The sequence below is a fragment of the Mycobacterium sp. genome, from assembly GCF_049280035.1.
Classification (GTDB): Bacteria; Actinomycetota; Actinomycetes; order Mycobacteriales; family Mycobacteriaceae; genus Mycobacterium.
On the sequence record NZ_JBAPPI010000189.1, the window covers coordinates 1 to 11,149 of the forward strand.

Genomic DNA, 11,149 nt, shown 5'->3' on the forward strand with positions numbered 1-11,149 from the left:
GGTGCACGGCTCCGAGGAGCTCAAAGCGCGCACCTTGCCGCGGGTCGCGACGGGCGAGCTACACGTGTGCTTCGGAGTCACCGAACCCGGTGCAGGACTGGACACCTCACGCATCACGACGTGCGCCAAACGCGACGGTGACCACTACGTCGTAAATGGCCGAAAAGTCTGGATTTCCAAGGCGCTCGAGTCGCAGAAAATCCTCCTCCTCACCAGAACACAGCCCTATGACGAGGTCACCAAAAAGACCGATGGGATGACGCTGTTCCTCACCGATCTGGACCGTAGCCGGGTGGACATCCGGCCGATCCGCAAGATGGGCCGCAACGCGGTCAGCTCCAACGAGTTGTTCATCGATGACTTGCACGTGCCGGTCGAGGATCGAATTGGCGAGGAGGGCAAGGGCTTTCAGTACATCCTCGATGGCCTCAACCCGGAACGGATGCTGATCGCCGCCGAGGCGCTGGGCATCGGCCGGGTCGCCCTGGAGAAGGCAGTGAAATACGCCAACGAAAGGCATGTATTCGGCCGGCCGATCGGGATGAACCAGGGCATTCAGTTCCCGCTGGCCGATTCGCTTGCCCGGCTTGACGCCGCCGAGTTGATGCTACGCAAAGCCACCTGGCTCTACGACAACGGAAAACCGTGCGGACGCGAGGCCAACACCGCGAAATACCTATGCGCCGATGCCGGTTTCACTGCGGCCGACCGGGCGCTGCAAACCCACGGCGGGATGGGCTATTCCGAGGAGTATCACGTGTCACGGTATTTCCGGGAGGCCAGGCTGATGAAGATTGCGCCGGTCAGCCAGGAGATGATCCTGAACTTCCTTGGGTCGCACGTCCTCAAACTGCCGAGGAGCTATTGATGACCAACTCCCTGTTCGACCTGACCGGCCGATCGGCATTGGTCACCGGATCCGGCTGCGGGATCGGCGCGGTGGACGGCGGCATGGTGATGTGATGTCGGAAAACGGGGGGCCGCTGGCGGGAATCACCGTCGTGGCCTTGGAGCAGGCGGTCTCCGCGCCGATGTGCACGCGGGTGCTCGCCGACTTCGGTGCACGCGTGATCAAAGTGGAAAACCCCAACGGGGGAGACTTCGCCCGGCACTATGACGATGTCGTCAACGGGCTTGCCGCGCACTTTGTTTGGGCTAACCGGGGCAAGGAGTCGGTGACGCTCAACCTGAAAACCGACGCCGGGCTGGATATTCTGCGTCGGCTCCTTGATCGTGCCGATGTGCTGGTTTCCAACCTCGCGCCAGGATCTACCGCCAGGCTGGGCATCGCGCCGGACGACCTGGCGAAACGCCACCCGAACGTGATCGCAGTCGAAATCGACGGGTATGGCCCTGGCGGACCGCTGTCGCACAAGCGGGCCTACGACCTGCTTGCACAAGCGGAATCCGGCGCATGCGCCGTGACCGGCCATCCCGGCGCACCGGCCAAGCCAGGGCCGCCGATGGCGGACATCAGCACCGGACTGTATTCGGCGCTCTCGATTTTGGCGCTGCTTTATGCACGCGACGCCGGGTCAACTCCTGCCAAACACGGCAACGCGGTCGCGGTGAGTTTGTTCGACACGATGACCGATCTGATGGGTTACCCGCTCACTTTCACCCAGCATTCCGGTGTCGACCAGCAGCCGTTGGGGCTGAGTTCGCCTGCGGTGGCGCCGTACGGCGCCTACCGCACTGCCGATGGTCAGACCGTCGTCCTGGGCACCACGAACGATGCTGAATGGCAACGGCTTTCGCGTCAGATCTTGCAGCGTGCCGACCTCGCCGATGATCCGCGGTTCGCCAGCAACGCCGGTCGCTGCGCGCACCGCGACATCCTGGACGACGCTGTCGGCGCCTGGTGCTCGGCGCACGACTTGGAACATGTACAGAAGACGGCGGATGCCGCAGGGATCGGCAATGCGCGGTACAACCTGCCAAGCGAGGTCTTATCGCATCCGCAGTTGACGGCCCGGGATCGGTGGCGGCAGGTCGACACACCGGCCGGCCCGATTCAGGCCTTGTTGCCTCCGCCCGTCATCTCCGGCTACCAGCTCGCCATGGGTGCGGTCCCCGGGCTCGGGCAGCACACCGACTCGGTGCTCGCCGAGCTCGGCATTGCACCCGCCGAGATTGACGCGCTGCGAGTGCAAGGCGCCATCGGGCCGGTGTACGGCTGATGTCCTGCGCCGGCGAAGATGCAGAGCGAAGCGCTGAGGTGGGGGCACCTCCCGGTAGCGGGGCCGAGCGGCGCTGATGTCCCAGGATTCCGCGCTGCTGTGCAGTGACCGCAACGGTGTTCGGACGCTGACGCTGAATCGACCGCAGCGCATAGCGTCACGGCTAAAGCGCTGCTCCTATTAGCGCCAGAGGTAATATTCCCAGGTCGGCGGCGATCGGAACGCCGATAGCATCCATGAGGTCTCCGGCTGCCAGGTCGGACGTGAAGACGTTGTAGTCGATTTCGGGAAGGCTGATTAGCAGCGCGGTCGCTACGTCCAGAGGCGGGATGCCGGTATGGGGTGGGAAGGTATCGAAAAGATCCTGGAAAGTCGTGGGTACCGGTGAGAGGACTGAAAACTCGGTACCGGGGAGAGCGTCTGCGAACTTCACAAGTTCGTCGGCCCAAGATGGCAACGAGTACGCGTAGTTGCTCGGATTGGTCAAATCCTTGAGGGCATCGGTGATCCCTTGCTGCAATCCGTTGACTAAAGCTTGCGGGACCTGCTCTAGGACACTGGAACTCGGCAGGAACCCCAAGGTTGTGGGCACATCTGCATTGCCCTGACTCCAACCGCCCAAGTAGTTATCGGCGACGTCGCCGTAGCCCAGGTTCACCAGCACCGACAAGTCCGGGTTCAACAGATCGACCAGCGGCTGGCCGATGAAGGGAATCAGTTGCAATGGATCTAGCAGCGGCAGAGTGGTATCCGGAATCATGTAGTAGTTGGTCAGGGTGTCGGCCGCCGTCGTCGGCAGTTGAATGGCGTTCTGGATCTGCTCGGGCGTGAGGCCCAGGTAAGTGGTGTGCTGAAAGACGATGCCCAACACAGCGTTGATGTCAGACAGTGGGTCGATCGGGTACTGCGGGAAGTCGGCGAAGCCGTCGTATTCGTTCGTGTAAACGTCGGTGGGGTAGAGGTCAGATGCTTCGGGGCCGCTGAAGGTAAGGCCCAGGCTGGGAATGATCGGCTGCGTACCGGCCGGCAGGTCGAAGCGCTCCAGTATGCCTCCGTTGGGAGCGCTTTCATCACCGACCAGCACGAAGTGAACATCATCGCTGGGCACACCTTGGCTCGCGAGTTCCGGCATCAATAGCGACGAGATCACCGAGCTCTGGGAGTAGCCGAAAACGTCCACCGGGTTTGCGGCGTCGACCTGTCCTCCGGCGATTTGGTTCAAGATCGCGGTGTCCAGGATCTGTTGTCCCTGGGCCTCCGAGTCGTTGAACGTCTCGCCAAAGGGACCCAAAAACGGGTAGAGCCCTTCCGGTGTGGTCAGGATCTGCGTCGTGCCGGAAAAGTCGCGCGGTGCGAAGTAGTCCGAGTCGACGACATCCGCATACGGTTGACCGGGAGTCGGGAGGCCGCTGCCACCCAGGACGAACGCCGTGCCATCCCCGAGCGGAGAATCCGCGGTATCACCGCTGATGAGCTGCACCGCGCGAGTCTGGGCGGCGGGTATCGGCGCTACCACCGGGGGGATCGCGATCAGGCTGGCGCCCGCAATGGTGACACCGAAGAGGCTGTGCAGACGACGCATTGAGGCCCTCCCCTTTGAGGTGCAGACGACATCCCACCGCAGTGCGGAACAGTGATCGAATTACAACACGTCGGTCGATTTGAAACAGAGGATTCCGCACCCGCAGTGTTCGCACAGCGGCGAGAGCCGTCGTTTACTGTCGATAGGCGGTATCGAGATCGGAGCAGGCAAATGCGTGAAACAGTCATCGTCGAAGCAGTGCGGACACCGGTCGGCAAGCGCAACGGTGGGCTGTCCGGCATGCACGCCGCCGACCTGTCGGCTCTGGTGCTCAACGAGCTGCTGGCGCGCACCGGCATCGGCCCGGAGATCATCGACGACGTCGTGTGGGGCTGTGTGTCGCAGGTCGGAGACCAATCCAGCAACATCGGGCGTTACGCGGTGCTGGCCGCCGGGTGGCCTGAGAGCATCCCCGGCACGACGATCAACCGGGCGTGCGGTTCCAGCCAGCAGGCCCTCGACTTCGCGGTGCAGGCGGTGATGTCCGGCCAGCAGGACGTCGTCGTGGCCGGTGGCGTCGAGGTGATGAGCCGGGTGCCATTGGGTGCGGCCAGGGCCACCGGAATGCCCTACGGGCCCAAAGTTCTTGCCCGCTATGGCGATTTCTCCTTCAACCAAGGGCTGTCGGCCGAGATGATCGCGAAGAAGTGGGGGTTTTCCCGCACCCGGCTCGATGAATACTCCGCGCTGTCGCACGAACGGGCTGCCGCGGCGCAGGACAACCGTGCCTTCGACGAGCAGATCGTCCCGGTGTTTGTCGACGACACCGCAGTCACCGCCGACGAGGGCGTGCGGCGCGGGACCACCGTCGAGAAACTGTCCGGGCTCAAGCCGGCGTTCGTCGACGACGGGGTGATTCACGCCGGCAATTCCTCGCAGATTTCCGATGGCGCGGCCGCGCTGTTGGTGATGACGTCACAAACGGCGGTCGAGCTCGGGTTGACTCCGCTGGTGCGATATCGGGCGGGTGCGGTGACCGGGGCGGACCCAGTGCTGATGCTCACCGGCCCCATCCCCGCCACCGAAAAGGTGCTCACCAAGGCCGGTGTCTCACTCGCCGAAGTCGGCGTGTTCGAGGTCAACGAGGCGTTCGCCCCGGTGCCGCTTGCCTGGCTGGCCGAAACTGGCGCCGACCCCGACCGGGTCAATCCGCTGGGCGGAGCCATCGCCCTCGGTCATCCGCTCGGCGCGTCGGGCGCGGTCTTGATGACCCGGATGGCACATCATATGTGCGACAACGGAATTCGGTATGGATTGCAGACCATGTGTGAAGGCGGTGGCACCGCCAACGCCACGCTCGTAGAACTTGTTGCCTGACAGGGGAATTCATGCGTCGAGACTCCCCCGCAAGCGGGAGGTGCCCCCAGTTCACCGAAGACCACGAGGCTTTCCGGGAGCTGGCCCGCAATTCATCGAGAAGGAGGTCGTGCCCGCCTACCCGGAGTGGGAGAAAGCCGGCGGATGCCGCGCGACGTCTTTAAGCAGATGGGTGCGCTCGGGATGCTCGGGATGGCGATTCCCGAAGAGTACGGCGGCGCCGGCATGCCTGACTACCGCTACAACGTCGTGCTCCAGGAGGAGGCGGCGCGGGCATTGGTGACGCTGTCGACGGTCCGCACCCAACTCGAGGTGATCCTGCCGTACTTCCTGCACTACGCGAACGAAGAGCAGCGCAAACGCTGGTTTCCCGGCCTGGCCGACGGGACGTTGCTCACCGCCGTCGCGATGATCGAACCGGGAACCGGGTCAGACCTCGCTGGTATGCGCACCACCGCGGTGCGTGACGGCAACCACTGGATCGTCAACGGCGCCAAGACATTCATTACCGGCGGCATTCAGGCCGACCTCGTGATCGTCGTCGCCCGCACGTCGACCGACCCCGGAAACCGGCGCAATGGTCTGACGCTGCTCGTCGTCGAGGACGGGATGGAGGGTTTCACCCGCGGTCGCGAACTGGAGAAGATGGGCTGCAAGGTCCAAGACACCGCCGAACTGTCGTTCGTCGACGTCCGTGTCCCCGTCGAGAACGTTCTCGGCGACGAGGGGGAGGCGTTCGGCTATCTGGGCCACAACCTGCCGCAGGAACGTTTGACGGTGGCCGTCGGATCGGTGGCGCAGGCGCGCTCGGCGATCGCCGCGGCGATCGACTACACCAAGGACCGCAAGGCTTTCGGGACTCCGGTGGCCTCGTTCCAGAACACCAAGTTCGAGCTGGCCGCGTGCTCGACGGAGGTGGAGGCCGGCCAGGCGATGCTGGATCGTGCGGTGGCGTTACACGTCTCCGGCGAACTGTCGGCCGCCGACGCCGCGCGCGTCAAGCTGTTCTGCACGGAGATGCAGGCCCGGGTCATCGACCGTTGCCTGCAGCTCTTCGGCGGTTACGGCTACATGATGGAGTATCCGATCGCCCGGCTGTACACCGATGCGCGCGTCGCACGCATCTACGCCGGAACCAGTGAAGTGATGAAGGTGATCATCGCCAAGTCGCTGGGTCTGTAACGGGCTAGAAAAGATCATCGTCTGCGACCCTTGTCACACCCGGCAAACCAACCTACTGTGTGTTCAGTTGGTTGGTTGGACAAAGGAGTCCGGTGCCCGAGACACGGCCGTACGACTCGCTGCTGGCTAAAGGTGAGGACCGCAAACAGCGGATTCTGGCCGTCGCGCAGCGGCTGCTTACCCGCAACGGGTGGCGAAATACGACGCTGGCCCAGATCGCCAGCGAAGCCGGCGTCAGCCCCGCTGGACTCCTCCATCACTTCGAATCCAAGGAACAGCTGCTGCACGCTGTGCTCGACGTCCGCGACGCCGACGACGATGGGCACGCCGACCGGGCCGGCGATCTGATCTCGGAAATCGCCGCGGTCGCCGATCGGTTCTACCGGTCACCCGAACTGGTCGGCACGTACACCGTGTTGCTGGCGGAGAGCATCGATCCTGACGCTCCGCTGCACGACCGCCTCGTCGAGCGATACCAGGGCGCGGTCGACATCATCACCGAGCTCATCCGGCGGGGTCAGCGGGCCGGCCGGTATCGCATGGACATGGACGTCACCGTCAAGGCGCTCCAAATAATTGCCTTCATCACCGGAATGGAGACCACATGGTTGCTCAATCCTTCGATACCACTGACCGAGGTCTTCAAGGAATACGCGGAATCGTTGGCTCGGGACATGGCACCGCCGAGCTCGCCATGAGATACCGGCTCGATGTGGTCGCCGCGGACGTCGCCGACGTGGTGAAGTTCGCCGGCGGGTGGCTGTTCGATCGGGCGATGGCCGGATGGGACGTCACCGTGCTGCTCGTCGACCATCCTGACGAGCGACCGCTGCAAATCCTTGGCGCCCGGATCGTCGACCTGGAATACGCACTGGCCACGGCGGGGCATCGGGCGCCGCCCCAGACCCTGGCGGCTGCGGCGGATCTGTTCGGCTGCGATTCCCGCGTCCGGCAGGGCGTTGTGCAGGCGCTCGATCAGGGCGCCGCCGAAGTCACCTTGTGGGGCGAGACATGGCCGGCCGAGCTGGACGACAGCGTCGGCCTGGTCCAGCACCGGCTGAGCGCGGCTGCCCAGGCGTTCAAAGCCGAGGCGCTCGCGGCCGCCGCGATGCCCCAGGATTCGATCGCGCTGGTCGAGACGTTCCGCAGCCGCGTGATGGCCGGCCAGTCGGTCGAGGCCGACCTCATTCCGGCCGGCTGACCCCAGGCCCGTTCAGGCCGCGTTGACGTCGCGGCATGCTCTGTGGAAATCTAATACTCATAGCTGAGAGGGACGTTCTCACTAGCCGGATTGCCGAACGGAGCAGCAGATGGTGAATGACTTCACCGAGATGGATTTCTTCCGTGACCAGCGGCTCGTCCAGGACCCGTACCCCTATTACGAGGCCCTCCGGCAGCAGTGCCCGGTCACCCGGGAGAACCACCACGAAGTGACCATGGTGACGGGCTGGGACGAAGCCTGCGCCGTCTTGAACGACGCCGAGACGTGGTCGTCGTGCATCGCGGTAACCGGTCCGTTCCCCGGCTTTCCGGTATCCCTCGAGGGTCTGGAGGGTGGGGACATCACCGAGCTGATCGAGGAGCACCGCGACAAGCTGCCATTCAGCGATCAACTCCCGACGCTGGACCCGCCGACACACACCAACCACCGCGCCCTGCTGATGCGGTTGATCACTCCCAAGCGCCTCAAGGAGAACGAGGACGCCATGTGGGTGCTCGCCGACCAGGCACTCGACGAGTTCCTGGCGCCGGGGCGCGGCGAATTCATCAAGGGCTTCGCCAGCCCGTTCACGCTGCTGGTCATCGCCGACCTGCTGGGCGTGCCGATGGAAGATCGCGACAAGTTCGTCAAAGGCATCCGCCAGCACTCGGGTGGCGGCATCGGAGGCACCGGCAAGGAAGCCCTGGCGCACAGTCCGCTGGAATTCCTCTACGGTCTTTTCTCCGACTATGTCTCCGACCGCCGACGTGAGCCCCGCGACGACGTGCTCACCGGCCTGGCGACCGCCACCTACCCCGATGGCTCGACCCCTGATGTCGAGGATGTCGCCCGCGTCGCCAGCAACGTGTTCTCGGCGGGGCAGGAAACCACCGTGCGACTGCTGGGCGCCGCGCTGCAGACCATCGGGGAGCGCCCCGACATCCAGGCGCAGTTGCGCAAGGACCGCAGCCAGATCCCCAACTTCATCGAAGAGGCGCTGCGCATCGAGAGCCCGGTCAAGGGAGACTTCCGGATGAACCGGGTGCCGGTCAACATCGGCGGGGTCGACCTGCCCGCCGGCACCACCGTCATGGTTGTGCAGGCCGCCGCCAACCGCGATCCGCGCCGGTTCGAACACCCCGCCACCTTCGACCCGGCCCGCAAGAATGCCCGTCAGCACATCTCGTTCGGGCGAGGCATTCACAGCTGCCCCGGCGCGCCACTGGCACGCGCCGAAACGCGGGTGGCCATCGAGCGGCTGCTCGACCGCACGTCCGACATCCGGATCAACGAGCGCGTGCATGGACCGGCGAATGACCGTCGCTACCAGTACGTCCCGACCTATATCCTGCGCGGCCTGACCGAGCTGCACCTGGAATTCACGCCAGCATGAAAGTCTGGGTCGACGACCAGCGTTGTCGCGGTCATGGCGTGTGCGTCACGCTCTGCCCGGAGGTGTTCAACCTGACCGACGATGGCTACGCAGAGGCGATATCCTCCGACGTTCCAACGGAATTCGAGGGGGTTACTCGGGAGGCAATCGACTGCTGCCCCGAACAGGCTATCGCCGAACGCTGACCAAAAGCGCACTCGGATAAGGAGATTCACTGCACTATGGCACAGGGACCTAAGGGATACGTCATCCTCACCGAGGCCATCAAGGATCCGGAGGGCATGAAGGCTTACGGCCGGGCGGTCGGAGCAGCGATGGGCGGTGTCAACATTCTCGCGGTGGACACCGCACCCAAGGTCATCGAAGGCACCTGGCATGGCGACCAGACCGTTGTTCTGGAGTTCGAGTCGGTGGATGCCGCTCGCGCGTGGTACGAGTCCGAGGCCTACCAGAAGGCGGCCAAGCTGCGCCACGGGGCGGCCGACTGCAACGTCGTCATCCTCTCCGGATTTAGCTGAGCCGCAGCAGGTTTACTAGAACGACGGCCTCGGATCACGTGATGGCATTGACCGCGGCCGACAACATCGACTTGAATGCGTCGGGGATGGGAATATATCCGTTGTCGGCCAGACCATTCTGGCCAGCGCCGATCGCGGACTGCAAGAAGGCCTTGACGGCCGCGCCCGCTTGGCTGTCCGGGTATTTCGAGCAGACGACTTCGTAGGTCGCGAGCACGATCGGATAGGCACCCGGCTGCGTCGGCTTGTAGAACGACACCGTGTCCAGCACCAGATCGTTGCCCTGGCCCTTGACATTGGCCCCAGCAATCGTCTTGCCAACTGAGTCAGCGCTGATCGAAACGGCGTCGGGGCCTGCCGAGGTGACGATATTCGCCATGTTCAGTTTTTGCGCCTGGGCGAACGACCACTGGCTGTAAGTGATGGAGCCGTCGGTGGCCTTGATCGCCGCTGACGTGCCGTCGTTGCCCTTGGCGCCCTCACCCACTCCGCCATTGAACGTCTTGCCGGCGCCCTTGCCCCACGCACCGTCCGACGCGCCGTCGAGGTATTGCTGGAAATTGTCCGTCGTGCCCGACTGGTCGCTGCGGAAGACGACGTGGATGGGTGTCGACGGCATGTTGGTGTTCGGGTTGAGGGCCTTGATCGCGGGGTCGTCCCACGCCTTGATCGCGCCGTTGAACATCTTGGCGGCCGTCGGGCCGTCCAGATTCAGCGTGGTGACGCCGTTGACGTTGTAGGTGATCGCGATCGGGCCGAATACCACCGGCAAATCCCAGGCCGGCGAGCCGCACCGCTGTTGCGCTTTCCTGTGTTCGTCGGTGCTCAACGGTACGTCCGAGCCGCCAAAATCGGTTTGGTTGCCCACGAATTCGTTGATCCCAGCACCCGAACCATTGGCCGTGTAGTTCAAGGTTTGACCTGAACACGCCTGTTCGAAGGCGTTGACGAAACGGGCCATCGCATTCGCCTGCGCGGTCGAGCCGCTTGCTGTCAACGTATTCTTGCCGCCGCATGACACCTGCGCCGTTTGCCCCGAAGGCGGCGCGGGCTGCGCGGCTTGGGTTGCGGGCGGGTTGGGGTGCGACTGTGGCCAGAGAAAGTAGCCGATGATGCCAGCGGCCAGCACCACGACCACACCGATAAGCGGCCACTTCACCTTCCGGGGTTGGGGCTGCCCCCACGACGGTGGCGGTGTACCGATCCGAGGGGGCGGCCGGTCGGCGGGTCGGGGTGGTGGGACAGGCGGCCAGCCGGGTGGGCGGTGTTGGGTCGCGGCCAGGTTCAGGTCGGCGGGCTGTTGCTGCGCGGCGGGTTCGGTTGCGGGCGTGGGCGGCGCGGGGTCGTCGAGGACAGTGGGTCCGGGTATTGGCGTGGGCGGCGGTTGCGGTGGCTTGTCGTGTGGTGGGACCCAGGGCGCCGTGACAGGACTCGCCTGCTCCGTGGGTGGGTTGGGCGCCGGAGTCGGTGTCGGTCGGGGAATGGGGACGGTGATGGCGTCGTGGGCGGCGTTGGCCAACTCGACGGTGGTGGCATACCGGTTGTCGGGGTTTTTGGCCATGCCGGTGGCGATCACCGGATCGAACGTGGCGGGCACGTTGGGATCGGTGCTCGACGGGCGCGGCGGCGGCTCGGTCAAGTGCGCGGTCATTTGCTGTTCGAAGTTGTCTCCGGGAAATGGTGTGCTGCCGGTCAGACACTCATAGAGCACGCACGCCAACGCGTAGATGTCGGCGCGGGCGTCGACTTGGCCTGCTCGCAGCCGTTCCGGGGACA

The 11,149-nt window shown here is 64.5% G+C and carries 10 protein-coding genes and 1 pseudogene; 9 read left to right on the forward strand and 2 right to left on the reverse strand.

Translation table 11 applies throughout. The features are described from left to right. Together WAN71_RS06205 and WAN71_RS06210 are read left to right on the forward strand one after the other, a co-directional pair. Positions 1 to 868, forward strand: an 868-nt coding sequence (locus tag WAN71_RS06205) for an acyl-CoA dehydrogenase family protein (protein ID WP_422224494.1), incomplete at its 5' end; no start/stop codon positions are given. A gap of 94 nt (positions 869 to 962) precedes the next feature. Next, positions 963 to 2,180 carry a CaiB/BaiF CoA transferase family protein gene (locus WAN71_RS06210; RefSeq protein WP_422224495.1) on the forward strand — a complete coding sequence of 406 codons (1,218 nt, stop codon included), beginning with the start codon at positions 963 to 965 and terminating at the stop codon, positions 2,178 to 2,180. 163 nt (positions 2,181 to 2,343) lie between these two features. On the opposite strand, the gene WAN71_RS06215 is transcribed toward WAN71_RS06210, so the two are convergent. Further along, positions 2,344 to 3,762 carry a PE-PPE domain-containing protein gene (locus tag WAN71_RS06215; protein WP_422224496.1) on the reverse strand — a complete coding sequence of 473 codons (1,419 nt, stop codon included), beginning with the start codon at positions 3,760 to 3,762 and terminating at the stop codon, positions 2,344 to 2,346. Positions 3,763 to 3,933: 171 nt separating this feature from the next. On the opposite strand from WAN71_RS06215, the gene WAN71_RS06220 reads away from it, so the two are divergent. The 7 genes and pseudogenes from WAN71_RS06220 to WAN71_RS06250 all read left to right on the forward strand — a co-directional run bounded on the left by WAN71_RS06220 (position 3,934) and on the right by WAN71_RS06250 (position 9,373). Next, entirely contained in the window at positions 3,934 to 5,079 is a 1,146-nt protein-coding gene (locus WAN71_RS06220; protein WP_422224497.1) for a thiolase family protein, read from the forward strand. Between the two features lie 11 nt (positions 5,080 to 5,090). After that, positions 5,091 to 6,261: pseudogene (locus WAN71_RS06225) on the forward strand (acyl-CoA dehydrogenase family protein). Between the two features lie 92 nt (positions 6,262 to 6,353). Next, entirely contained in the window at positions 6,354 to 6,959 is a 606-nt protein-coding gene (locus tag WAN71_RS06230) for a TetR/AcrR family transcriptional regulator (RefSeq protein WP_422224498.1), read from the forward strand. Then, the gene (locus WAN71_RS06235; protein ID WP_422224499.1) at positions 6,956 to 7,462 is read left to right on the forward strand and encodes a hypothetical protein; all 507 of its coding nucleotides are present in this window, start codon (positions 6,956 to 6,958) and stop codon (positions 7,460 to 7,462) included. Before WAN71_RS06230 ends, WAN71_RS06235 begins: the two co-directional genes overlap by 4 nt. 109 nt (positions 7,463 to 7,571) lie before the next feature. Beyond that, positions 7,572 to 8,855, forward strand: coding sequence for a cytochrome P450 (locus tag WAN71_RS06240; RefSeq protein ID WP_422224500.1), 1,284 nt, complete (start codon positions 7,572 to 7,574; stop codon positions 8,853 to 8,855). After that, a complete protein-coding gene (locus WAN71_RS06245) occupies positions 8,852 to 9,040 on the forward strand; it encodes a ferredoxin (RefSeq protein WP_422224501.1) in 189 nt (62 codons plus the stop codon). Before WAN71_RS06240 ends, WAN71_RS06245 begins: the two co-directional genes overlap by 4 nt. A 36-nt stretch (positions 9,041 to 9,076) precedes the next feature. Next, positions 9,077 to 9,373, forward strand: a complete 297-nt coding sequence (locus tag WAN71_RS06250; protein WP_422224502.1) for a DUF1330 domain-containing protein — start codon at positions 9,077 to 9,079, stop codon at positions 9,371 to 9,373. A 34-nt stretch (positions 9,374 to 9,407) separates the two neighbouring features. Here the strand turns inward: WAN71_RS06250 and pstS are convergent, their stop codons facing one another. After that, on the reverse strand, positions 9,408 to 10,502 hold the full coding sequence (gene pstS / locus WAN71_RS06255) for a phosphate ABC transporter substrate-binding protein PstS (protein WP_422224503.1): 1,095 nt from the start codon (positions 10,500 to 10,502) through the stop codon (positions 9,408 to 9,410). Positions 10,503 to 11,149: the final 647 nt, after the last annotated feature.

Excerpts from the sequence above, each read along its gene's own strand:
- WAN71_RS06215 (WP_422224496.1), bottom strand. The coding sequence starts at position 3,762 with ATGCGTCGTCTGCACAGCCTCTTCGGTGTCACCATTGCGGGCGCCAGC.
- WAN71_RS06210 (WP_422224495.1), top strand. The coding sequence starts at position 963 with ATGTCGGAAAACGGGGGGCCGCTGGCGGGAATCACCGTCGTGGCCTTG.
- WAN71_RS06240 (WP_422224500.1), top strand. The coding sequence starts at position 7,572 with ATGGTGAATGACTTCACCGAGATGGATTTCTTCCGTGACCAGCGGCTC.
- WAN71_RS06235 (WP_422224499.1), top strand. The coding sequence starts at position 6,956 with ATGAGATACCGGCTCGATGTGGTCGCCGCGGACGTCGCCGACGTGGTG.
- WAN71_RS06245 (WP_422224501.1), top strand. The coding sequence starts at position 8,852 with ATGAAAGTCTGGGTCGACGACCAGCGTTGTCGCGGTCATGGCGTGTGC.
- WAN71_RS06250 (WP_422224502.1), top strand. The coding sequence starts at position 9,077 with ATGGCACAGGGACCTAAGGGATACGTCATCCTCACCGAGGCCATCAAG.
- WAN71_RS06220 (WP_422224497.1), top strand. The coding sequence starts at position 3,934 with ATGCGTGAAACAGTCATCGTCGAAGCAGTGCGGACACCGGTCGGCAAG.